At 64.2% G+C, this 20567-nt stretch carries 21 protein-coding genes; 4 read left to right on the top strand and 17 right to left on the bottom strand.

Annotation, left to right across the window (positions count from 1 at the left end; translation table 11 throughout):
- The first annotated feature begins 61 nt into the window (after positions 1 to 61).
- Positions 62 to 619 carry an adenylate kinase gene (locus SADO_RS03810; RefSeq protein ID WP_353109347.1) on the top strand — a complete coding sequence of 186 codons (558 nt, stop codon included), beginning with the start codon at positions 62 to 64 and terminating at the stop codon, positions 617 to 619.
- 33 nt (positions 620 to 652) lie between these two features.
- Here SADO_RS03810 and rnd read toward each other — a convergent pair whose 3' ends face one another.
- Positions 653 to 1801, bottom strand: coding sequence for a ribonuclease D (gene rnd, locus SADO_RS03805; RefSeq protein ID WP_353109345.1), 1149 nt, complete (start codon positions 1799 to 1801; stop codon positions 653 to 655).
- A 45-nt stretch (positions 1802 to 1846) separates the two neighbouring features.
- Between rnd and SADO_RS03800 the strand changes: the two genes are divergently transcribed.
- Both SADO_RS03800 and mpl read left to right on the top strand, forming a co-directional pair.
- Entirely contained in the window at positions 1847 to 2377 is a 531-nt protein-coding gene (locus tag SADO_RS03800; protein WP_353109343.1) for a hypothetical protein, read from the top strand.
- Positions 2377 to 3738, top strand: coding sequence for a UDP-N-acetylmuramate:L-alanyl-gamma-D-glutamyl-meso-diaminopimelate ligase (mpl, locus tag SADO_RS03795; RefSeq protein ID WP_353109341.1), 1362 nt, complete (start codon positions 2377 to 2379; stop codon positions 3736 to 3738). The genes SADO_RS03800 and mpl overlap by 1 nt, the downstream gene beginning before the upstream one ends.
- Before the next feature lie 365 nt (positions 3739 to 4103).
- Here the strand turns inward: mpl and SADO_RS03790 are convergent, their stop codons facing one another.
- The 4 genes from SADO_RS03790 to SADO_RS03775 form a co-directional block, all read right to left on the bottom strand.
- The gene (locus tag SADO_RS03790) at positions 4104 to 4385 is read right to left on the bottom strand and encodes an EF-hand domain-containing protein (protein ID WP_353109339.1); all 282 of its coding nucleotides are present in this window, start codon (positions 4383 to 4385) and stop codon (positions 4104 to 4106) included.
- Between the two features lie 285 nt (positions 4386 to 4670).
- The gene (locus SADO_RS03785) at positions 4671 to 6029 is read right to left on the bottom strand and encodes a sigma 54-interacting transcriptional regulator (protein ID WP_353109337.1); all 1359 of its coding nucleotides are present in this window, start codon (positions 6027 to 6029) and stop codon (positions 4671 to 4673) included.
- Positions 6030 to 6035: 6 nt separating this feature from the next.
- A complete protein-coding gene (locus SADO_RS03780; RefSeq protein WP_353109335.1) occupies positions 6036 to 6674 on the bottom strand; it encodes a hypothetical protein in 639 nt (212 codons plus the stop codon).
- On the bottom strand, positions 6664 to 8160 hold the full coding sequence (locus tag SADO_RS03775; protein ID WP_353109334.1) for a sensor histidine kinase: 1497 nt from the start codon (positions 8158 to 8160) through the stop codon (positions 6664 to 6666). Before SADO_RS03775 ends, SADO_RS03780 begins: the two co-directional genes overlap by 11 nt.
- A gap of 96 nt (positions 8161 to 8256) precedes the next feature.
- On the opposite strand from SADO_RS03775, the gene pmbA reads away from it, so the two are divergent.
- The gene (gene pmbA, locus SADO_RS03770; RefSeq protein ID WP_353109332.1) at positions 8257 to 9630 is read left to right on the top strand and encodes a metalloprotease PmbA; all 1374 of its coding nucleotides are present in this window, start codon (positions 8257 to 8259) and stop codon (positions 9628 to 9630) included.
- An 826-nt stretch (positions 9631 to 10456) separates the two neighbouring features.
- On the opposite strand, the gene mgtE is transcribed toward pmbA, so the two are convergent.
- The 12 genes from mgtE to lptC all read right to left on the bottom strand — a co-directional run bounded on the left by mgtE (position 10457) and on the right by lptC (position 20560).
- Positions 10457 to 11821, bottom strand: coding sequence for a magnesium transporter (gene mgtE / locus SADO_RS03765; RefSeq protein ID WP_353109330.1), 1365 nt, complete (start codon positions 11819 to 11821; stop codon positions 10457 to 10459).
- An 84-nt stretch (positions 11822 to 11905) separates the two neighbouring features.
- Positions 11906 to 13645: a phosphoenolpyruvate--protein phosphotransferase gene (gene ptsP, locus SADO_RS03760; protein ID WP_353109328.1), complete on the bottom strand. Its 1740-nt coding sequence runs from the start codon at positions 13643 to 13645 to the stop codon at positions 11906 to 11908.
- Between the two features lie 34 nt (positions 13646 to 13679).
- Complete coding sequence (locus SADO_RS03755; RefSeq protein WP_353109327.1) at positions 13680 to 13949, bottom strand: HPr family phosphocarrier protein; 270 nt, start codon at positions 13947 to 13949, stop codon at positions 13680 to 13682.
- A gap of 44 nt (positions 13950 to 13993) precedes the next feature.
- Positions 13994 to 14392 carry a PTS sugar transporter subunit IIA gene (locus tag SADO_RS03750; RefSeq protein ID WP_353109325.1) on the bottom strand — a complete coding sequence of 133 codons (399 nt, stop codon included), beginning with the start codon at positions 14390 to 14392 and terminating at the stop codon, positions 13994 to 13996.
- Positions 14393 to 14428: 36 nt separating this feature from the next.
- Positions 14429 to 15286, bottom strand: coding sequence for an RNase adapter RapZ (gene rapZ / locus SADO_RS03745; RefSeq protein WP_353109324.1), 858 nt, complete (start codon positions 15284 to 15286; stop codon positions 14429 to 14431).
- Between the two features lie 133 nt (positions 15287 to 15419).
- Positions 15420 to 16415, bottom strand: a complete 996-nt coding sequence (gene hprK / locus SADO_RS03740; RefSeq protein WP_353109323.1) for an HPr(Ser) kinase/phosphatase — start codon at positions 16413 to 16415, stop codon at positions 15420 to 15422.
- A 15-nt stretch (positions 16416 to 16430) separates the two neighbouring features.
- The gene (locus tag SADO_RS03735; protein WP_353109322.1) at positions 16431 to 16895 is read right to left on the bottom strand and encodes a PTS sugar transporter subunit IIA; all 465 of its coding nucleotides are present in this window, start codon (positions 16893 to 16895) and stop codon (positions 16431 to 16433) included.
- A 30-nt stretch (positions 16896 to 16925) separates the two neighbouring features.
- Complete coding sequence (gene hpf, locus SADO_RS03730) at positions 16926 to 17252, bottom strand: ribosome hibernation-promoting factor, HPF/YfiA family (RefSeq protein ID WP_353109320.1); 327 nt, start codon at positions 17250 to 17252, stop codon at positions 16926 to 16928.
- Between the two features lie 45 nt (positions 17253 to 17297).
- Positions 17298 to 18755, bottom strand: a complete 1458-nt coding sequence (locus SADO_RS03725) for an RNA polymerase factor sigma-54 (protein ID WP_353109318.1) — start codon at positions 18753 to 18755, stop codon at positions 17298 to 17300.
- Positions 18752 to 19510: an LPS export ABC transporter ATP-binding protein gene (gene lptB, locus SADO_RS03720; protein ID WP_353109317.1), complete on the bottom strand. Its 759-nt coding sequence runs from the start codon at positions 19508 to 19510 to the stop codon at positions 18752 to 18754. The genes SADO_RS03725 and lptB overlap by 4 nt, the downstream gene beginning before the upstream one ends.
- Positions 19507 to 20034, bottom strand: a complete 528-nt coding sequence (lptA, locus tag SADO_RS03715) for a lipopolysaccharide transport periplasmic protein LptA (protein ID WP_353109316.1) — start codon at positions 20032 to 20034, stop codon at positions 19507 to 19509. Before lptA ends, lptB begins: the two co-directional genes overlap by 4 nt.
- A complete protein-coding gene (gene lptC / locus SADO_RS03710; protein WP_353109314.1) occupies positions 20009 to 20560 on the bottom strand; it encodes an LPS export ABC transporter periplasmic protein LptC in 552 nt (183 codons plus the stop codon). The genes lptA and lptC overlap by 26 nt, the downstream gene beginning before the upstream one ends.
- Positions 20561 to 20567 lie beyond the last annotated feature (7 nt).

Below are 20567 nucleotides of genomic sequence, written 5' to 3'. Positions count from 1 at the left end.
GCGCGCAGCGACGCTGAAACACCCGATTTTAATAACGTCATTAGCCGTTCGCGGAGAGATCATGCTGAAAATCGTGCTGCTGGGTGCCCCCGGCTCGGGCAAGGGAACGCAGAGTGAGAAGCTGGTGGCCGAATTCGGCGTACCTCAGATTGCGACCGGCGACTTGCTGCGCAGTGCGGTAGCCAACCAGACCGAGCTCGGCAAGCAGGCCAAGGTCGCCATGGATGCCGGGGAACTGGTGTCCGATGATCTCGTCGTCGGCATGATCCGCGAGCGTCTCAAGCAAGGCGATACCGAGAACGGCTTCATCCTCGACGGGTTCCCGCGCAGCCTTGACCAGGCCAAGGCGCTGGACGAACTGCTCGCCGAGATGGACCGCCCGCTGCAGGGTGTCGTGCACATCAAGGTCGACAACGAAGAGATCGTGCAGCGCCTGATGGCCCGTGGCCGCTCGGACGACAACGAAGACACGATTCGCAATCGTCTGAAGGTCTACCAGGAACAGACCCAGCCGCTGGTGAAGTTCTACGAGGACAAGGGCCTGTTGACCGCCGTCGCCGGTGTAGGCGAGATCGACGATATCTACGCCCGCATCAAGGCCGCGCTGCCGGCCGGCTGACCGCATTCGGCGCCGTAACAGGCGCCGGTTGCGCTACTGATCCGGTACGCCGGAGCCGTCCGCGGCTTCGGCGTTTTTTATGGCCGCAAGTACCGGCTCGCCTGCAACCCCGGCCCGCCAGCCGGACAGCAATCGTACATCGCGTGCCCCGTCGACCATGGCTGCGATTTCCTTGCGACTGGCCAGCGCCGACGCGGCGATACCGTAGTCCTCGGCGCGCTGGCCGAGCGTGTCCATGCCGGCCTTGATGCGCCGTTTTTCGGCATTGGTCGGTGGCTCGGGCTGCGGCGCAAGCGCTGCCGGCTCGCGCTCGCCCGCAACGCGCAGAGCTTCCAGCAGCGCGTCGCCGTGCCGGCTCGCGGTCTTGCCGGGCAGGGCGCGAATCGCAGCCAGTCCGTCCGCGTCGCGCGGTCGACGCCGCGCCAGTTCCACTACGGCATCGTCGCCGAGAATCCAGCGCCGGGGCCGGTCGGCGCCCATGGCTTCGCGTTCCCGCCAGTCGGTGAGGGCTGCCAGCGCTTGTTGCTGGCCCACATCGAGCTTGTGCCAGCTCTTGATGCGCCGCCAAGCCTGGCCGGGATCGACGTCGAACCGCCTGGGTTCCACCAGACGTTCGAAATCCTCGACTAGCCAGTCCTCGCGGCTCCGCTCGGCCAGCATCTGCCCGATCGCGTGATAGGCCACGGCGAGATAGCGGACGTCGTCGGCAGCATAGTCGAGCGCGCCGGGAGGCAGTGGGCGTTTGCTCCAGTCCGTCCGGGTATGGCTCTTGGCCAGATCCACGTCGAGCAATGCCTTGATCAGGCGCGCATAGCCCATCTGATCGTCTAGGCCGACCAGGGCGGCCGCGACCTGGGTGTCGAAAAGCGGCGCCGGCATGACCCCGAAACGCTGGTACAGCACTTCCAGATCCTGCTCAGCGGAGTGGAACACCTTGAGAATGGCCGGGTCGCCGAGCAGGGTGGCCAGCGGCGCGAGGTCGTCGATCGCTAGCACGTCGATGAGGCCGACTTCATCGGCGTCGGCGATCTGTACGAGGCACAGCTTCGGGTAGTAGGTGGATTCGCGCAGAAACTCGGTATCGACAACGATCCAGTCGCGCTCGCGCATGCGATCACAGAAGGTGGCGAGGGTCGCCGAGTCGGTAATCGTGGCGACGTCCTCCGGCGGCTTCGGTATCATGCCTGCTGCTCTAATAAGCTTCGCTTTCATAAGGATGCGTCGTCCATGGTTTTTGCGCGCCGGGTTATCGAACTGATGCTGCTGCGTCGCGGCCCCCAGGATATGCCCGGGGATTCGACGACGCTCGTCGGCTGTGCAGCGGCCTATTGTATCCTGCTGTTTCTACAGGTCGGGCTGATCATGCCCGCCGGTCCGGCCGCGTTACAGGCCGGGCTCGCTACGGCGCTACTGGCGTTGTACATACGCACGGTCCTGCGTATCCGCAAGCTGCCCAACCGCTATAACCAGACCGCGATCGCTCTGTTCGCTGCGGGCGCGATACTTACACTGGTGATGCTGGCGCCCACCCACGTCATGGCACCGTACCTGCACGCGATTGCCGAAGCGAGCGACCCGCAGAGCGTGCCCATGCCGCCGAGCTTCGTGACGCTGGCTTATGTCGCGCTCGGGCTGTGGGGGCTGGCGATTTACAGTCACGTCTATCGCAATGCGCTCGACGGCAGTCTGTGGCTGGGCGTCGGTGCAGCGATCGCCTTCGAAGTGCTGCTGCTGGTGATCTTTTCGGTGATCGGCTGATGCATATTCATATCCTCGGTATCGGCGGCACCTTCATGGCCGGCGTGGCTCTGCTGGCTCGTTCGGCCGGCCATAAAGTCACAGGTTCCGATGCCGGGCTCTATCCGCCGATGAGCACGCAGCTGGCCGATGCCGGCATTGATGTGATGGACGGCTATGCCGCGGAGCATTTGAAGCCGGCGCCGGACCAGGTCGTGATCGGCAATGCCATGACCCGTGGCAACCCGGCGGTGGAGCATGTGCTCGATGCCGGCCTGCGTTATGTCTCCGGCCCGCAGTGGCTGGCCGAAAACGTGCTCGAAGGGCGCTGGGTGCTCGCGGTCGCCGGCACGCACGGCAAGACCACCACCTCGAGCATGCTCGCGCACGTGTTGCAGCATGCGGGCATGGCGCCGGGCTATCTGATTGGTGGCATCGCTGCCGATCTGGGCCAGTCAGCGGCGATGGGCGAGAGCGATTTCTTCATCGTCGAGGCAGACGAATACGACACTGCGTTTTTCGATAAACGCTCAAAGTTCGTTCATTACCGCCCCCGCACGCTGATTCTCAACAACCTGGAATTCGACCACGCCGACATCTTCGACGACCTCGAAGCCATCAAGCGTCAGTTTCATCATCTGGTGCGGACGGTACCGGCCTCCGGGCAGATCGTGCATAACGGTGCCGACGAACACCTCGGCGAAGTCCTGACGCGCGGCTGCTGGACGCCAACCGTGTCGTTCGACGCGGCGGATGCGGGCGGCTGGCACGCCAAGCCGCTTGCGGCCGATGGCAGCTGCCTGATGATCCATCATGGGGGCGAGCCCGTGGGCGAGCTCGAGTGGGCGCTGACCGGCGAACACAACGCAGCCAATGCGCTGGCCACCATTGCGGCGGCGCGCCATGTCGGCGTCTTGCCGGCGATGGCGATCGAAGCGCTTTCAGTGTTCCGCGGCGTCAAGCGTCGTATGGAGCTGCGCGGCACGCCCAACGGCATACGGCTGTTCGACGATTTCGCCCATCATCCGACGGCGATCCGTACCACGCTCGCAGGCCTGCGTGCGGGCAACGGCAGCGGCCGAATCCTGGCGGTGTTCGAGCCGCGTTCTAACACCATGCGTCGCGGCGTGCACGCAGACACGCTCGCGGCTAGCTTCACCGATGCCGACCATGTGTTCGTCTATGACGCCGATCTGGACTGGGATGCGGCGGCCGTATTCGAAGGCCTCGGCGATGCGCAGACCAGCCGTTCGGATCTCGATGCATTGGTCGCTGAGGTTGCCGAGGCCGCGCGTCCCGGCGATACCGTCATCGTCATGAGCAACGGTGGCTTTGGCGGCATCCACGGCAAGCTGCTGGCCGCCTTGGAATCGCAGGCATAAAAAAACCGCCGAAGCGGTTTCTTCATCTCCGGGGGAGGAGAATTTCGCCAAGGCCGGACCGAACCACGTCGAGGCACGAGGGGGGACCGGGAGACGCCGGCCCGACCAAAGCGAAAGCGGTGGACTGTGCACGAAGACAGCCCCTGTAAATTTCGCTTTGGCCGGACCGAACTACGTCGAGGCACGAGGGGGGACCGGGAGACGCCGGCCCGACCAAGCGAAAACTTGGGCGCCCATCCAGCGGATGAGCTGATTGTTAAATTTCGCCAGAGCCGGACCGAACCACGTCGAGGCACGAGGGGGGACCGGGAGACGCCGGTCCGACCAGGCGAAAACTGTGTGCAGCTAACGCTGCCTAGAACTCCTTATTCGTCGTCGCTGTTCTGCGACGCCTTCATATCCTTCATGTACGTCTGAAACTCTTCCTTGGTCACTTTGCCGTCGCCGCTTGTATCCATGTCGTCGAACGTGGCTTCCCACGGCGTACCGGCGACTTCCTCGGGAGAAAGCGCGCCATCCGCGTTGGCATCCATCGTGGCCCAGGAGGCAGCTGCGGTTTCCGCGGCAAACGCCTGACTGGTCGACAGGGCGGTTCCGAACGGAATCGCGAAAGCGATGCCGGCGACCACTGCGTAACGTCTTTTCATCTATCGACTGCGTATCGTTTCAGCTCTTGAAACGTACTAGAGCAACCGCCGTGCCAAGATATAAAAAACGTTTTAATACAGCATGATAAGGGTGTTTAGAGTTGCTCTGACCGAGCGGTGCATGCAGAAGTGCCGCAACGCCGCCGAAAGGCGTTGCCTGCAGACGACGCATTGGCCGTAATAAGCGCAAGCCGCTGATTTTGAATGCATAAAATTGTCGCCAAATAGCGACATAAAGCGGCTTGAGACGCTTCGCCGGTGTCGCTAAACGGCAACGCGGCGGATTTAGCGCTTGTAGTCGGCGGGGTCGACTTCGTGTCGGTTGAGCAGCTTGTAGAACTCGGTCCGATTGCGTTTGGCGAGTCGGGCACTGCGGGCCACGTTGCCCTCGGAGATTCGCAACAGCTGAATCAGGTAGTCGCGCACGAAGGCATCGCGTGCCTCGGCCAGCGGTTGCAGGGTGGCGGCCGTGGCCGAACGCCGGCCGTGTCCCGAAAGCGCCTTGTCGACCGACTGCGGCGATATGACGTGGCCGCGGGTGAGAGCGACATTCTGTTCGACGACGTTGGACAGCTGGCGGATGTTGCCCGGCCAGTCGTGTCGGCACAGCCGCTCCATGGCATCGGGCGCATAAACGCGCGCGCGCCGGCCGCTACGGCGCGCGATGCCGTCGAGAAAATGCCGGGCCAAAGGTGCGACGTCTTCGGGCCGCTCGCGCAGGCTCGGCAAGGCGAGCGTGACCACCGCAAGGCGGTAATAGAGATCCTCGCGAAACTGCTGCTGTTCGATCGCCTCCGAGAGGTCGCGGTGCGTGGCCGAAAGCACGCGCACGTTGACCGGCAGTGAACGTTGCGCGCCGACGGGACGCACCTCGCGTTCCTGCAGTACGCGCAGCAGCTTCACCTGCAGTGCCAATGGCATGTCGCCGATCTCGTCCAGAAACACGGTGCCGCCTTCCGCACTGCGAAACAGGCCCTGCTGAGCCTGCTTGGCGTCGGTGAATGCACCTTTCTCATGGCCGAACAGTTCGGATTCGAGCAGCTGTTCGGGCATGGCGCCGCAGTTGATGGCCACAAAGGCGCTGTTCGCGCGTGGGCTGGCATCGTGGAGCGCGCGCGCCAGTACTTCCTTGCCCGTGCCCGACTCGCCGGTGATCAGTACGCTGGTGTCGGTCTCGGCGACCAGGCGTGCCTCTTCGAGCAGGCGGTGCATGAGGGGCGAGCGGGTGACGATCCGCGAACGCCAGACCTCGCGCCAGTCGCCCCCGGCTACGCCGGCCTGGTCGAGTGCCTGGTCGACGCGCGCAAGCAGCACGTCCTTGTCGACCGGCTTGGAGAGAAAATCCAGCGCGCCGCGCTGGGTCGCTGTCACGGCTTCGGGAATCGTGCCGTGCGCGGTGAGCAGAATAACCGGCAGCGTCGGGCGATCGTGGCTCAGGCGTTGCAGCAGGTCGATGCCATCCATGCCATCCATGCGCAGATCGGTGATCACACAATCGGCGTTGAAGCGTTCGAGTGCGCGCAGGGCCGCGGCGCCGCTTTCGGCGGATTCGACATTGTGGCCGGCGCCTTCGAGCCGGAGGGCGAGCAGCCGTCTGAGGCTCGGATCGTCGTCGACGAGCAGGATATTGCCTTGGCGTGCCATGGCAGGTCAGGAACCCGTTTCGCTCAGGCGGTCTTCGATATCGGCGAGTTCACGCAGCTTGCGGTGGGCCTCGTCGAGCTGTTTCTCGAGTGAGCGCACACGCTGTTTGTCCGGCGAGCTGGCTTGCGTTGTCTCCGGGGTAGGAGGCGACGGCGGCGTATCACGACGGGCGACCGTGGGCACCGTGGGCGCGACAGGCTGTGGCTGGCGGGTGATCGTGGCGTAGAGCCGGGCGTAGTCCGCCAGGTACTGCCGCCCTGCAGGGCTCCATTCGATATCGTCGGCTTCGAGTGCCCGCTGGGCATAGCGCGCCGCTTCATCCGGCGTATAGCGCGTCTGGCCGGGGGTGCCGAAGGCCACGGCGAGACGCGCAAAGCTCATGCCGCCCGGCGTTTCACTGGCGCTCGCACGGGCATCGGCCACCGCCTGGGCGCGCGCCTCCGGGCTCGCGTCGTGCAGCTGACCAGCGTAGTCGAGGAGATCGAGAACCGGGTCACGCTCGTGGGTGATCGTGGCGGCCGGCGAAGTCTGAATGTTGTCTTCATACGCGGGGCGAGGCGAGCTGTTCACGCAGCCGCCGAGCATCGCCACGGCGATCAGTGCGATTGGCAGGGCACGGCCGGAGATGGAAAGATCAAAGCGCATGACGATCCGGGATCTCGACGCTGAACCGTGCGCCGCCGCCCGGCGCGTCCTCGACATCGATATGCCCGCCATGGGCCTGGACGCATTCACGTACCACCGATAGGCCAATGCCCGTGCCGCGCAGCGCGCCCTGTGCGCTCGCCTGGGTGGTGGCGCTTTGATAGAAAGCGTCGAAGATGGCGTCGCGTTCGTCCTTGGGCACGCCGGGGCCCTGGTCGCAGACGCGCACCAGCGTGGCGTCCACCAGGCGCTCGGCTTCAAGCGCAACGGTGGAACCCGCAGGCGCGAACTTCACCGCGTTCGCGAGCAGATTGTCGATGATCAGATGCATACGGTCCCGGTCGGCCGTGACGTGTATCGGCTGGCCCGGCGTCGTGACGTCGAGCTTCTTCCCCTCGATCGTGAGCCGTTGCCGGGCCACGATCGCCTCGAAGAGCGCGTTCAGGTCGAAGCGCTCGTACTCAAGTTTAGCGTGTTGTTGCTGCCAGGCTGCAAAGTCGAGCAGGTTGTCGATGAGCTTGGCCAGCTCGAGACTGTTCTGCTGCAATATTTCCGCGACATCGGCCTGCGCACTCGTCAGTTTCCCGACCGTACCGTCGCGCAACAGTTCCGCGCCCTCGCGGATACTGGCCAGCGGCGTCTTGAGCTCATGGGACATGTGGCGAATGAACTGCTGCTTCTCGTTTTCCAGCGTCGCCAGACGGCGGCGCATCCAGTCCAGGCGGGCGCCGAGCGCGTCGAGCTCGGCAGTCGGCGCAACCACACGGATCTGCTGGGAGAAATCACCGTCGCCCATGCGCGTGACGGCGCCTGCGATCTGGCGCAGCGGCCGGGAGATTACTGCGACAAAGAATGCGGTGAGGGCGAGCACGCCGGGGATCAGGGCGAACACGCACAGGAGCAGGAATGTACGCGCGTCTGCGGCAGTCGTCTGCAGCCGGGCGAGTTCACGATCGATGAACAGATTCCCCTGATCGGTAATCAGGTCGGTCTCGCGTTGCATATCGCCGATGTCGCCGATCAGACCGCGGACCTCACCGGGACGTGCGGCGAGCCGTTTCGAAAGCGTGCGGGCTTCGCGGCGCAGCGCATCGAGATTCCAGTCGGGCAGGGTGTCGAGTTGAAGCCCGCCGAGCGCGTCGAGCATTTGATCGAACTCGCGGGCCTGGCGTTCGAAGCGGTCGATCAGTTCCTCGCTTTCCAGCACACCGTACTGGCGCGCGCTGCGTTCCATGCCGATGAGCAGGGTGCTCAGGCGCTTGCTGTAGCGGGTCACTTCCACGCCCTGCAGCACCAGCCGTTCGCTCTGGTTGGTCAGGCGATCGACATAAAGCACACCGAACACGATGGCCACGATCAGTGGCAGCGCCACCAGGCCGAAACTGGTGAGCAGTAGGCCGGTGATCGAGCGCGGTCGGATGAATAGCCCGCGCTTTCGGGTCTGGGCGCGCGGTGTGTCGTTGGCAGCAACGGCAGGTCGTGACATGGCGCTAGCATACCGTGGTGTGCGTCATACGTTGCGTGTGCGCATCAGCCAGCGCTAGTGTTCGCGCCAGATTCACCTGTTAGAGAGACGCCCGCCATGGCCGAGCGCCAGGATATCGAGAACACGTCGGATGCCGCCGAGCGCAGCCTGCCGGAACTGGACTGGCTGAAAGGCCGGACCGAGGAACTGCTGGCGCAGGCAAGGGCCGGCGGGGCAGATCAGGCTGAGGTGGCGTTGTCCGCTTCGCGCGCGTTGTCCGTCACCGCGCGGGCACGCGAGCGCGAATCGGTCGAACACGAAGGCGATCGCGGCGCGAGTATCACGGTCTATTGCCAGCAACGCAGCGGCAGTGCTTCGACTACCGATCTTACCCCCCAGGGGTTGGCCTCGGCGCTGGAGCAGGCCCTTACCGTCGCGCGTTTTACCGAAGCCGACGAGTACGCCGGGCTTGCGGACGACGATCTGATGGCCCGCGACTGGCCGGACTTGTCCTTGTCGCATCCGTGGGCTCTGAGCGCCGAGCATGCACTCGACATGGCGCTGACGCTGGAAGCCGCTGCACTCGATCACGACCCGCGCATCGTTCAGACCGAGGGCGCAACGGTGGCCAGTCAGGACGGCGTGAGCGTCTACGGCAACAGCCACGGCTTCGTCGCCGGCGAGCGCGCCAGTCGGCACGCCATCAGTTGCCAGCCTCTGGCTCGCGTCGGCGAGGGAATGCAGCGTGAGATCGCCTTCTCGCAAGCGCGCCATGCGGATGATCTGGATGATGTCGCCGCCATCGGGCGGCTCGGCGCCGAGCGCGCACTCGCGCGGCTCGGCGCGAAGACGCCGCCGACCACCACCGCGCCCGTGCTGTTTACGCCCCGAGTGGCGCGCAGCCTCTGGAGCCATGTGGTCGGTGCGATCAGCGGCGGCACGCTCTATCGCAACGCCAGTTTTCTCAAGGACCGGATCGACGAGACGATCGCCGTCGATCGGCTGACGCTCACCCAGCATCCGCATCGCCCGCGTGGCTTGGCCAGCGCCGGTTTTGACGGCGACGGCGTGGCCACCGCCGAACGCACGCTGGTCGATGCCGGTGTACTGCGTGGCTACCTGCTCTCGGCCTACACCGCGCGTCGGCTAGGCATGACCAGCACCGGCAATGCGGGTGGCGTGTTCAATCTCGACGTGTCCCCCGGTAACGATGATTTCGATGCACTGGTGGCCGGCATGGGCAGCGGGCTGGTTGTTACTGAGCTGATGGGGCAGGGCGTGAATCTGGTCAACGGCGACTATTCGCGTGGGGCGGCCGGTTTCTGGGTCGAGAATGGTGAGATTGCTTACCCCGTGGAGAACGCCACCATCGCCGGTAACCTGGCTGATATGTATCGCAATATCGATGCGTTCGGTAGCGACGTTGAGCTGGGCAGCGCGTTGCGTACGCCGTCGGTGCTTATCGGGTCGATGACGATTGCGGGTAGCTAGCTGAATCTCGGTCGAGGTTTGCCCATACCGAGTAAACGAGTGTCGTTGATTTGAGAAGTGATGGCTTCGGGTCGCGAGTCTTTCGGCGCTCACGAGTTTGACGGGGCTTTGGTTTCGCACTGCCGTGCGACTTTCTTTCATTTGCTTGTCCAAAAGAAAGTAAGCAAAGAAAAAGACACCCGGCACGGCGCCGGCTGCGCCGGTGCACTGCGATGCTCGCGCCGAAGGGATGCGGCCAGAACTCGGGCCGCTATGGCGGCCGTCAGACAGGCTGGCCGCACCGGCGCAGTGCGCCGGACACCCTTCGCCGCTGCGCGTCTCCGTCGCCACGCAAGGGGAGCGAACACAGGCGGCGAGGCTGCACCCTAAGCTCTAACGGCTGCGGTGGTGAAGTTACCGCGAGCGCCCATGTTCCTGCCGGATTACGCGGATTGCGACTCGGCCTTTAGCGAGCGATAGCGAGCTTGTCTGTATTGGGGCCCCTTGGGCGCAGCGCCGAGCAGTGGAGGCCGAAAGAGATAAAGACAGCCGGATGTTTGAGTCGCGCGTAGCGCGACGAGTTTCCGGCTGTCCTCTTTCGGCCGGAGCCGCGCAGGGCATCGGCGCGAAGCGCCGACGCAAGACAGGGTGTCTTTTGTTTTGGTGCCTTTTATTTGGACAAGCAAATAAAAGACACTCGCGCATCAGCGCGAAACCCCAACCCGAATTCGCCCAAGTCGCTGATTCAGAGCTAGGCAGTTCCGGCTTGCGAGTTGTTTGTCACCAAGAAAACCACGACGCTTGTGGCGATGTATGGAGAACCCTCCGCCCGGCTGCGAAGGCCTGATCAGCGCAGCAGAAACAGCGTCCCGAGCCCGAGAAAAGCCCCGAACCCGATTACGTCGGTGATGGTCGTAAGCACCACCGAGCCAGCCAGCGCCGGGTCGATACCCATCTTCTTCATCGCCAGCGGAATGGTCACACCGGCGATCGCCGCGCCGATCTGGTTGAGTACCAGCGCCACGGCGATGATCACGCCGAGGGTCGGGTCGCCGAACCAGATCTGTGCGACCACGCCGACGACCGCGCCCCAGAGCACGCCGTTGATTACCGCGACCGCCAGTTCCTTGACCAACAGAGTCTTGGCGTTGCCGAAACCGATCTGGCCCATGGACAGGCCACGGATCATGAGTGTGAGCGTCTGCGAGCCGCCGATACCGCCCATGCTGGCCACGATCGGCATCAGCACCGCGAGCGCCACCACTTCCGAAAGAGTCGCCTCGAACAGGCCGACCACCTGGGCGGCGAGAAAGGCGGTGAGCAGGTTGGCGCCCAGCCAGGTCGCCCGGCGGCGTGCGCTGCGCGCGATCGGCGCGAAGACGTCTTCTTCTTCGTCGAGGCCGGCCATGCTCATGATCGAGTGCTCGGCCTCGTCGCGAATCACGTCGACGACGTCATCGATGGTGATCCGGCCCAGCAGTTTTCCGTTCTCATCGACCACCGGCGCGGAGATCAGATCGAGATCCTGGAACCGCTTGGCGACCTGGGCCGCGGCCATGTCCACCGGCAGAGCCTCGAGGTCGGTGTTCATCACCTCGGACACGTCGCGCTCGGGGTCGAGGGTGACCAGCTTGGCCAGCGTAAGCATGCCGAGGTACCGCCCGTAGCGGGAGACCACGAACAGCGATTCGGTATCGTCGGGCAGCGTGCCGCGCTGCTGCAGGTAGCGGCTGACCACGTCCAGCGACACGTCCGGGCGAACCGTGATCGTATCGTTGTTCATCAGGCCGCCGGCGGAATCCGACGGATAGGACAGCACCGCTTCCAGACGTTCGCGGTTGTCCACGTCCATCGAGTGCAGGACTTCGCGCGTGACCTGCTCAGGCAGATCCTCGATGAGATCGGCGAGGTCATCGATCGGCATGCCTTCGGTGGCTGCCAGCAGGACCTCGTCGTCGAGGGCCTCGATCAGTTCCGAACGGACCTCGTCGTTGACGTGGAGCAGCGTCTCGCCGTGGTCGTCCTCTGGGACGAGACGCCAGACCAACTCACGCTTGGCGCGCGGGATCGATTCCAGCAGAAGACCGATCTCGGCCGGATGCAGCGAATGCAGCATCGGCTTGAGGCGGCGCATCCGCCCGGATTCCAGCGCCTCGTTGAGATGCGCGAGCCGCGATTCCATCTGCTCTTCAGTGGTCTTGGCGTCGCTCATGGAAGCGCGGTGTCCAGGCAGGGAAGTGGGCTTTTAGAAAATAGCAGAAAAATCCGGATTTTCCTGCGATTTCTTAATCAATTCTCAGGCGCCGAGTTCCTCGCTCAAGGTATCGAGCGCGTCGCGGTAGGCGTGCGAGTCGGTGAGCGCCAGAATTTCGCGCGTGCGTGTCTTCAGGGCGCTCACGTCGGCGCCCATGATTGCGCGCTTGACCTCGAGCACGCTGGCGGGATGCATGGAGAACTCGGTCAGGCCGAGGCCCAGCAGCAGCGCGGTATAGCGTTTGTCCGAGGCCATTTCGCCGCACATCGAGACGCTGATGCCGGCGGCATCGCCGGCTTCGATGGTCATGCGGATCAGCTGCAGCACCGCCGGGTGCAGCGGATCGTAGAGATAGTTGATCTCGTCGTCGATACGATCCATAGCGAGCGTGTACTGGATCAGATCGTTGGTGCCGAGCGAGAAGAAATCGCAGTACTGCGCGAGTAGCGGCGCGGCGAGGGCGGCGGCCGGCACCTCGATCATGGCGCCGACCGGCAGGTTGGCGTCGAAATCCAGACCGTCGCGGCGCAACTCTTCCTTGAGTTCGCTGATCAGATGGCGCGTCTGGCGCATCTCCTGGATATTGGAGACCATCGGCAGCATCACCCGCAGATCGCCCTCGGCCGAGGCCCGCAGCAGCGCGCGCAGCTGGGTCCGGAACAGGTCGGTCTCTTTCAGGCACAGCCGGATCGCGCGCAGGCCCAGTGCCGGATTGCTCGACGTCTTGCCGGTATTGCGACCGATCGTCTTGTCGGCACCGAGATCGAGCGTGCGGATGGTCACCGGCCCCTCGACCGAGCGCAGCACGCGGCGGTAGGCGGCCAGCTGCTCTTCCTCGCCGGGCGTCTCGTCGCGGTTCATGTAGAGGAATTCGGTGCGATACAGGCCCACGCCCTCAGCGCCGACCTCGGCCGCGTCGGCACTGTCGTCGGGTAGCTCGACGTTGGCCAGCATGCGGATTCGAACGCCGTCGGTGGACAGCGCGACTTCGTCCTTGAGCATGCCGAGCATGCGGCGGTAGCGCGCGTCGCGTTTTTGCCGGTGCCTATAGAACTCGAGCGCGGCCGCGTCCGGTCCGGCGAGCACATGACCGGCTTCGCCGTCGACCACGACCGTTTCATCGTCGAGCAGCATGCGTCGTGCCGAGTGCATGCCGACAATCGCCGGTATACGCAGGCTGCGGGCGAGAATCGCGGAATGCGACAGCGGGCCGCCATGTTCGGTCACGAAAGCGGCCACGCCCTGCTGGTGGAGCAGGATGATGTCGGCCGGGGTGAGTTCGTCGGCCACGATGACCGGCGGCGGAGCGTCCTTGGCCTCGCTGGTTTCGATGGTGCGTTCCTGTTTGAGCAGGATGCGCTGGATGCGCGCGGTGACATGGGCGACGTCGTCACGCCGCGTGCGCAGGTAGCTGTCGTCCATCTGGTCGAACACCGCGGTCAGGTGCTCGGCCTGCATCTTCAACGCCCATTCGGCGTTGCGCTGGTGTTCTCGAATCAGCGCGCAGACCGTATCGGTGAGCGCGCTGTCCTGCATCATCAGCAGATGGGTTTCGATGAAGGCGCCGATCTCGGAAGGCGCATTCGCCGGTATCTGTTCGCGAATATCGGCGAGTTGCGCGCGCGCGTCGGCAAGCGCGCTCTGGAAGCGCTCGACTTCAGCATCCAAGTGGGCGGGCGTGACCGAATACTCGGGGATATCCAGGTCGGTCCCATGCACGCGATGCACGGCACCGATCGCGACCCCGCGCGAGACGCCGATGGCGGCCAGCCAGAGACTCATGTCGGCGCGCCGCGATTTCTTGCCGAAATATCCATCACTGACCTTCGCCGAACCGGTCGCGCACCAGTTCCTCGAGCGCGTCGAGCGCGGCCTCGGCGTCGTTGCCTTCCGCGCTGACGTCGATCCGTGAACCGCGCGCCGCGGCCAGCATCATTACGCCCATGATCGACTTGCCGGAGACTTCACGACCGTCCTTCTCTACCCGTATATCCGCCTCGTACTGTGAGGCGACGGTCACGAACTTGCTGGCGGCGCGCGCGTGCAGGCCGAGCTTGTTGACGATGGCGAATTCGCGAGTGGGCATAACTTGGATCGGTTCGGTTGGAAAGAGAAGGGGTGGGTTGGGGGTTAGCGATCAGCCTGCGACGGGCAGGCCATCACTCCGGCGCGGCCCGCCTCGATGGCAGACGCGGCCAGATCGTCGAGAGCGAGTTGCGGGTAATTGTAGACGCGCACGAGCATCGACAGGTTGATGCCCGCCACCACGCGCGTGCCGTTGCTGCTGGCGGCCCGGGTGGCGATATTGCTCGGGGTGGAGCCGAACGCGTCGGTAATGATCAACACCCCATCGCCTTCGTCAAGTCGCGACAGAGCGGCCGCGGCGGCTTCGCTGCGTTCGTCCGGGTCATCGTGACGGTGGACTTCGAGCACTTCGGTGGGCCGCGACAGATCACCGATCATGCCGGTGACGGTCTCGACGAAATGCGAGCCCAGCTTGCCGTGGGTGATCAGTAGTACGCCGATCATGACAAGCGTTCCGGGAAGCGCGCGTCCATGCGCCAGTCAGTGCAGTTCATTGTGTCGTACCAGCGTCTGGGCATAGGTCTCGCGCAGTCGGCGGGCCAGCTGTTCGATGATATACACCGAGCGGTGTTTGCCGCCGGTGCAGCCGACCGCAATCGTGACATACGCCCGGTTTTCGCGTGCGAAAGAGGGTAGCCAGCGCGCTAGAAAGCCGTGGATATCGTCGAGCATGGCGCCGGTTTCCGGCTGTGCTTCGAGATGCTCGGCTACGGGCGCTTCGAGGCCCGTCAGCGCGCGGAGTTCCGGAATCCAGTGCGGATTGGGCAGGCAGCGCACATCGAATATGAAGTCGACTGCCTGGGGCAGTCCGTACTTGAAGCCGAACGATTGCAGCAGGATCGACAACTCACCGGTGCTGCCGCCTTCCACCCGGTTGCGGATGATGTCGCGCAGCTGGTGGATGTTGGTATCGGTGGTATCGATCGAGACATCCGCCGTCTCGGCGATCGGCTTGAGCAGGCGACGGTCGGCATCGACAGCATCGATCAGGGATGTGTCGGCATCGCTGAGCGGGTGCTTGCGCCGGGTTTCGGAGTAACGCCGCAGGATCGTGTCCTTGTCGGCGTGCAGGTAGATGACCTCGATATCGATGCCGCCCTCGCGCAGCGCCTCGATACGGTCGGGAAAGCCCGCAATCTCGCCGCGCCGAGAGCGGGCGTCGATGCCGACCGCAAGCCGGTCGAAGTCCAGGCCCTGACGATGCAGGGTATCTGCCGACACTTCGCTGAGCAGGCCCAGGGGCAGGTTGTCGATGCAGTAGTAGTCCAGGTCCTCGAGCATATGCAGCGCGACCGACTTGCCGGAGCCGGCCAGTCCGCTGACGACGATCAGCCGCATGACTCACCTTTGCGATGAAGAACGCCCGTCGGGCAGTGGTGACCATATTGTGGCGAAGCATTTGTCTGCGTGCGAGTGCCGAAGGATGTGGCGCGGCTTGCGCAGGTCGGTCGTCGCCTTGCGCGCGCCATGATCACGGTGTCTCGGGGTCGCCGTTGCCCATGGCCAGACGCTGGCGCTCGGCGAACTGTTCGTCGCTGAACTGGCCCTGCATGCGCAGTAGATGATCGCGACATGCCGCCTCGACGAGTACGGACAGGTTGTGCCCGACGGCCACGGGCAGCGTGATCTCGGGAATCTCGACGTCGAGCAGGCTACGGATCGTACGGGTGCCGGTCAGCCGATCGGGCGGGTTTGCAGCGCCGGACTCCGGTCGCACCAGACGAATGATCAGGCCGAGCTGTTTGCGGCGCTTGATCGCTGCCTCGCCGAACATGGCGCGAATATTGAGAATACCCAGTCCTCGCACTTCAAGGAAATCCTGCAGCACGGGCGGACAACCCCCATTGAGATCGTCCGGGCCGAGCAGGGCGAACTCAGGCGCGTCGTCCGCAACCAGTCGATGGCCGCGGTTGACCAGTTCGAGTGCGAGCTCGCTCTTGCCGACGCCGGAATCGCCGGTCAGCAGCAGGCCGATCGAAAGCACCTCGAGGAACACGCCGTGCACCGTGATCTGGCGCGCCAGGGCTTCGCCCAGGAGATGGCGCAGGCGATAGGCCGCGCGGTGCGCGTTCGCGGCGGTTTCGAAGATGGCGATGCCGGCTGCATCCAGTGCTTTGCGCATGGCCGGCATCAGCGAACGCCCGTCTGCGACCACCACGAGTTTGGTCGCGCCCGAGGTCAAGCGTTCGAGTACGTGATCGAGCAGTTCGGGGTCGATGCCGTCCAGATAGGCCGTTTCGGGTTCTCCGATGACCTGGACCTGGGGCGGATGGATGAAGTTGAGATACCCCACCATCGGTACACGGCGCCCATCCAGACGGGTGGCGCCCAAAGTGGCGCTGCCCCCGGCGCAGGGGGCAGGCCAGTGCAGGCCGAGCGACGATTTCAGACGGGCGAAGACGTCCTCGACCGCGACGCGTCGCGTCGTGAGCGATTCATCGAACAGATCGTCGCCGGTTAGCGCCACGCTCGGCTGCGTTGCTCAGGCGTCGCTGACGTCGCGTGCGACCAGCAGCTTGTGCAGGGTTTCGTTATCGGGTGCATCGCGCAGCTCGGCCAGCGCCTGATTTTCGGAGAAGATCTCGGCCAGCTTGCGCAGCAGGTTGAGATGTTCTTCGGTCGACTTCTCGGGCACGAGCAGACCGAAGACCAGATCGACCGGCTGCTCGTCGTTGGATTCGAAATTGACCGGCTGGGGCAGCCGCATGAAGGCACCGATGCAGTCATCGGTGCCCTTCATGCGTGCATGAGGAATGGCCACCCCGTCGCCGATGCCGGTGCTGCCGAGCTTTTCGCGGGAGATGAGCCCGTTGAAGATTTCACTGGCGGTGAGATAGGGCGTCCCCTGGGTGAGAATCTCGGCCAGCTGCTCGAGCGCGCGCTTCTTGCTCTGGACGTCGTCTGCAAGACGTACCCGTTCCGGAGCGACGATATCGGCGATGTTCATAGACTTCCTTTCAACAATGCAAAAAAGCGTTCAACCGGCGTCCAGATTGACGTGGCGGGCCTGCCGGTTGTGGTGATCCTTTTCCTTTTCCTTGTGCTTGAGCGTCTGGCGATCAAGCTTGTCGATCATGCTGTCGATCGCGGCGTACATGTCTTCCTGGGTGGATTCCGCGTGCAGCGTGGCACCGCGCACCTGCATGGTGACTTCGGCCTTGTGGCGAACCTTTTCGACCTCGAGTACGACCTCGGCATCGATCACGTGATCGAAATGGCGCTCGACGCGTTCCATTTTTGAAGCCACATAGTTGTGCAGGGCTTCGGTCATGTCGATGTGATGCCCGGAGATGTTCAGGTTCATTGGGTACTCCTTGTCGGCTTGGGGAATCGCATGAAAAAGGGTCAGTCAGCTGGCCTGTCGGCGGCGCTCGTGGGAGGGCGCGATCGACAGGGCCTCGCGATACTTGGCCACGGTGCGTCGCGCGACCTGGATGCCGTTTTCCAGCAGCATCTCGGCAAGCTTGCTGTCGGAAAGCGGCTTGCCGGCGGTCTCGGCGGCGACCATGCGCTTGATCATCGCCTGGATCGCGGTGGCCGAAGCGCTGCCGCCATCGGTGGTCGACACGTGGCTGGAAAAGAAATACTTGAGCTCGAAGATGCCGCGCGGCGTCTGCATGTACTTGTTCGCGGTCGCGCGTGACACGGTGGACTCATGGATCTCGAGCTGTTCGGCCACATCACGCAGCACCAGCGGTTTCATTGCCTCCTCGCCGTATTCGAGGAAGGCACGTTGGGCTTCGACAATCGTCTGCGCGACCTGCAGCAGCGTGTCGTTGCGGCTTTTGAGGCTGTTGAGGAAGAACCGGGCTTCCTGCAGATGTGACTTGAGCGTGGTCTGATCCGCGCTCTTGTCGGCACGCTTGATCAGCGCGAGGTACTGGCTGTTGATCCGCAGCCGCGGCGCGATGTCGGCATTCAGCGAGACCTGCCAGCGCGCGGACTGACGCGTGACGAAGACCTCCGGCACCACGTAGCTGGATTCGTGATCGGTGAATGCCTCGCCGGGGTGCGGTTGCAGCGTCTGGATCAGCGCGATCGCCTGTTCCAGGTCGGCCACCTCGATTCCCAGCCGGCGTGCCACCGGCGCGCGGTCGCGCGAGGCCAGGCATTCCAGCGGCTCGTTGTCGACGATACGCATGGCCAGATCACGGGCGGGGGTCTCGTCCGGCATCTGATGCAGCTGGATGCTCAGACATTCGGCCAGCGAGCGGGCGGCCACGCCGGGCGGGTCGAACTGCTGGATGGCGGCGAGCACGGCCTCGATGGCGGCCGTGTCGGTTTCGAAATCCTGCGTGAGGCGGGCGGCGAGCTCTTGCCAGTCGTCGAGCAGGCCATGCTCGTTGATCGCGTCGATCAGATGATCGGCGATCGCCCGCTGGGTTTCGTCGAAGCGGTGCATGTCCGCCTGCCAGGTCAGATGCGCATGCAGGTCGGGCGTGCTGGTCAGGTTCGCCTGGCGATAGTCCCAGTAGTCGTCGTCTTCGTTGCTCGGCGCCGGGGCGGCCGGCGCGGCGCTGCCGGCATAGATATCGTTCCAGTCGGCGTCGACCGGCAGATTCTCCGGAATTTCCGCCTCGCTGCCGCTGCTGGGACGCTCGGTTTCAGTGGTCTCGGCCTTGGTCGCTTCGCGGGTATCGATCTCGCCGTGGCCGTCGTCGGCCTCGAGCATGACGTTCGATTCCAGCGCCTCCTGGATCTCGGTTTTCAGATCCAGCGTCGAAAGCTGCAGCATGCGAATTGCTTGCTGCAGCGCAGGCGTCATCGTGAGGCTCTGCGACAGATTGAGGTTAAGCGACTGTTTCATAGTCGGAAATCCTCGCCGAGGTAGACCTCCCGTACTTTGCGATCCGCCAGGATCTCGTCGCCGGTGCCGTCCGCGATCACCGCGCCATCGCTGAGGATGTAGGCGCGTTCGCAGATGCCCAGTGTCTCACGCACGTTGTGATCGGTGATCAGAACACCGATGCCGCGATTCTTGAGATGCGTGATGATGCCGCGGATATCGCCGATCGAGATCGGGTCGATACCGGCAAACGGCTCGTCGAGCAGCATGAACTGCGGTTCGGCGGCCAGCGCTCGGGCGATCTCGACGCGCCGGCGTTCGCCGCCGGACAGATTCAGCCCTTTCGAGTCGGCGATATGGCCAATCGAGAGTTCATCGAGCAGGGCATCGAGCTCGCGGTCGATATCGGCCGTCTTGAGTCCCGGCCGTACCTGCAGGATCGCGCGGATGTTGTCCGCGACGGATAGCTTGCGGAATACCGAAGCTTCCTGCGGCAGGTAGCCGATGCCCAGCTGTGCGCGGGTATGCATGGGCAGGCCGACGAGATTGCGCTCGCCGAGCGTGATCCGCCCCGAATCCGGTGTGACCAGGCCGACGATCATGTAGAAGGAAGTGGTTTTGCCGGCCCCGTTGGGGCCGAGCAGGCCAACCACTTCGCCCTGCGCCAGAGACAGGCTCACATCCTGTACGACCGCGCGGCCCTTGTAGCGCTTGCTGAGGTTTTCGGCGACCAGACGCTGGCCGGTGCGTGCTGCGGGGGCTGCGTCGGCGTTCATGATTGATCGCCCTTGGGTTGGATCGTGATGCGCACGCGCTCGCTGTCGCCGGAACCCCGTTCGGCCTGGGTACGGCCGGTATCCACGTTGTGCCGGATGACCTGGCCATGAATCTCGTCGCCACCGCGGCGTACGACCGCGTCTCCGCGCAGCAGGACGGTCGAATCGTTGTTGGTGTATTCGATCTTGCTCGCGTCGCCGGTGACGACGTCGTCGCCTTCGCGGTCGGGTTGCTTGTCCAGCTTGGCCGGGCTGCCGTTGAGCACCGCCTTCACGTTGCCGCGGTCATTGATGCGGGTGATGACCAGCTTGTAGCCGGTCAGCGTCAAGCCGCCACGGGTGAGCACGACGTTGCCGGTATAGGTGCTCACCCCGTCCTGCTGCGACAGGTCGGCGTCGTTGGATTCGATACGAATCGGCAGCGGCTTCTGCTGCGCATAGGCGGTCGTGCCGGCCACCAGCGCGAGGCCGAGTACCGCGGTGGCGGCTAGGCGCAGCCTACGGCGTGTAGGTGACTTGTACATTGTTCAGCAGTCTCAGCTTGTCCGTTTTCAGGTTGACCTCCATGCCGTCGCCTTCGACACGCTGGCCGGGCTCGACCGCGGTCACGTGGGCCTCGGTGTCGATCCGATTCGAATCGGGCCGCACCCAGGCGTTGTCCGTCGTTACGTTGACCACGTTGCCGTTGGGCTTGGGATGGCGGCCCTTCACGCCATCGTAGAGATAGATGTCGCGTTTGCCCGGCGGTACGCGGCCCTTCTCCGCGGTGACGTCCCAGTAGGTCTTCGTACCTGCCAAATAGTGTACGTCAATATCCGTCATGCGAGCCGAGTCGTCCGGGAAGTGCAGCGTCTCGCCCAATGTCATGCGGTAGGCAAGGCCGCCGTTGTCGTCCATCTGGTGCACGGTGGCTTCGGTCATGTAGTAGTCGCTGTTGTCCGGCGTGGACAGGCGCGGCTCCGACGGCGTGCCGATTTCGGGCCGATCGAGCGCGCGTATGCCAAGCAACACGGCGCAGATCACGAGCAACACGGCAACAACTCTGAGCATGGCCCGG

Source organism: Salinisphaera dokdonensis CL-ES53 (assembly GCF_040361215.1).
Lineage (GTDB): Bacteria > Pseudomonadota > Gammaproteobacteria > Nevskiales > Salinisphaeraceae > Salinisphaera > Salinisphaera dokdonensis.
Note: the sequence above shows the minus strand (reverse complement) of the source record. Positions and strands in the feature narration are given on the sequence as shown.

Coding starts and splice junctions, on each gene's coding strand:
- SADO_RS03810 (WP_353109347.1), top strand. CDS start 62: ATGCTGAAAATCGTGCTGCTGGGTGCCCCCGGCTCGGGCAAGGGAACG.
- rnd (WP_353109345.1), bottom strand. CDS start 1,801: ATGATACCGAAGCCGCCGGAGGACGTCGCCACGATTACCGACTCGGCG.
- SADO_RS03800 (WP_353109343.1), top strand. CDS start 1,847: ATGGTTTTTGCGCGCCGGGTTATCGAACTGATGCTGCTGCGTCGCGGC.
- mpl (WP_353109341.1), top strand. CDS start 2,377: ATGCATATTCATATCCTCGGTATCGGCGGCACCTTCATGGCCGGCGTG.
- SADO_RS03790 (WP_353109339.1), bottom strand. CDS start 4,385: ATGAAAAGACGTTACGCAGTGGTCGCCGGCATCGCTTTCGCGATTCCG.
- SADO_RS03785 (WP_353109337.1), bottom strand. CDS start 6,029: ATGGCACGCCAAGGCAATATCCTGCTCGTCGACGACGATCCGAGCCTC.
- SADO_RS03780 (WP_353109335.1), bottom strand. CDS start 6,674: ATGCGCTTTGATCTTTCCATCTCCGGCCGTGCCCTGCCAATCGCACTG.
- SADO_RS03775 (WP_353109334.1), bottom strand. CDS start 8,160: ATGTCACGACCTGCCGTTGCTGCCAACGACACACCGCGCGCCCAGACC.
- pmbA (WP_353109332.1), top strand. CDS start 8,257: ATGGCCGAGCGCCAGGATATCGAGAACACGTCGGATGCCGCCGAGCGC.
- mgtE (WP_353109330.1), bottom strand. CDS start 11,821: ATGAGCGACGCCAAGACCACTGAAGAGCAGATGGAATCGCGGCTCGCG.
- ptsP (WP_353109328.1), bottom strand. CDS start 13,645: ATGAGTCTCTGGCTGGCCGCCATCGGCGTCTCGCGCGGGGTCGCGATC.
- SADO_RS03755 (WP_353109327.1), bottom strand. CDS start 13,949: ATGCCCACTCGCGAATTCGCCATCGTCAACAAGCTCGGCCTGCACGCG.
- SADO_RS03750 (WP_353109325.1), bottom strand. CDS start 14,392: ATGATCGGCGTACTACTGATCACCCACGGCAAGCTGGGCTCGCATTTC.
- rapZ (WP_353109324.1), bottom strand. CDS start 15,286: ATGCGGCTGATCGTCGTCAGCGGACTGGCCGGCTCCGGCAAGTCGGTC.
- SADO_RS03735 (WP_353109322.1), bottom strand. CDS start 16,895: ATGAACATCGCCGATATCGTCGCTCCGGAACGGGTACGTCTTGCAGAC.
- hpf (WP_353109320.1), bottom strand. CDS start 17,252: ATGAACCTGAACATCTCCGGGCATCACATCGACATGACCGAAGCCCTG.
- SADO_RS03725 (WP_353109318.1), bottom strand. CDS start 18,755: ATGAAACAGTCGCTTAACCTCAATCTGTCGCAGAGCCTCACGATGACG.
- lptB (WP_353109317.1), bottom strand. CDS start 19,510: ATGAACGCCGACGCAGCCCCCGCAGCACGCACCGGCCAGCGTCTGGTC.
- lptA (WP_353109316.1), bottom strand. CDS start 20,034: ATGTACAAGTCACCTACACGCCGTAGGCTGCGCCTAGCCGCCACCGCG.
- lptC (WP_353109314.1), bottom strand. CDS start 20,560: ATGCTCAGAGTTGTTGCCGTGTTGCTCGTGATCTGCGCCGTGTTGCTT.